Origin of the sequence: Fructobacillus evanidus (assembly GCF_963580165.1) — a bacterium.
GTDB classification, from domain to species: domain Bacteria; phylum Bacillota; class Bacilli; order Lactobacillales; family Lactobacillaceae; genus Fructobacillus; species Fructobacillus evanidus.
The window spans coordinates 1-745 of record NZ_CAUZLM010000027.1 but is presented as its reverse complement, the minus strand read 5'-3'; the positions used below and the strand labels follow the sequence as shown (position 1 = coordinate 745).

1 protein-coding gene is annotated in these 745 nt (G+C 55.4%); it reads right to left on the bottom strand.

The window, feature by feature from the left end; translation table 11 throughout:
• A partial coding sequence (locus AABI08_RS08505) for a hypothetical protein (protein ID WP_421823507.1) occupies positions 1-745 on the bottom strand: 745 nt, incomplete at both ends.

The window sequence follows — 745 nt, the reverse complement described above, 5'->3', positions numbered from 1 at the left end:
CCATTGTTGGTGTTGTTGTTGCCACCGTTATCCGTTGGCGTCGTTGGCGTCGTACCGCCATTGTTGGTGTTGTTGCCACCCTTATCCGTTGGAGTCGTTGGCGTCGTACCACCATTGTTGGTGTTGTTGCCACCGTTATCCGTTGGAGTCGTTGGCGTCGTGCCACCATTGTTGTTGGTGGTGTTGTTGCCAGCGTTATCCGTTGGGGTCGTTGGCGTCGTACCGCCATTGTTGGTGTTGCCACCGTTATCCGTTGGGGTCGTTGGCGTCGTACCGCCATTGTTGGTGTTGCCACCGTTATCCGTTGGAGTCGTTGGCGTCGTACCGCCATTGTTGGTGTTGTTGTTGCCACCCTTATCCGTTGGAGTCGTTGGCGTCGTACCGCCATTGTTGGTGTTGTTGTTGCCACCGTTATCCGTTGGCGTCGTTGGCGTCGTACCGCCATTGTTGGTGTTGTTGTTGCCACCGTTATCCGTTGGCGTCGTTGGCGTCGTACCACCATTGTTGGTGTTACCACCGTTATCCGTTGGGGTCGTTGGCGTCGTACCGCCATTGTTGGTGTTGTTGTTGCCACCGTTATCCGTTGGCGTCGTACCGCCATTGTTGGTGTTACCACCGTTATCGGTTGGATTTATTGGCGTCGTACCGCCATTGTTGGTGTTACCACCGTTATCCGTTGGGGTCGTTGGCGTCGTACCGCCATTGTTGGTGTTACCACCGTTATCCGTTGGGGTCGTTGGCGTCG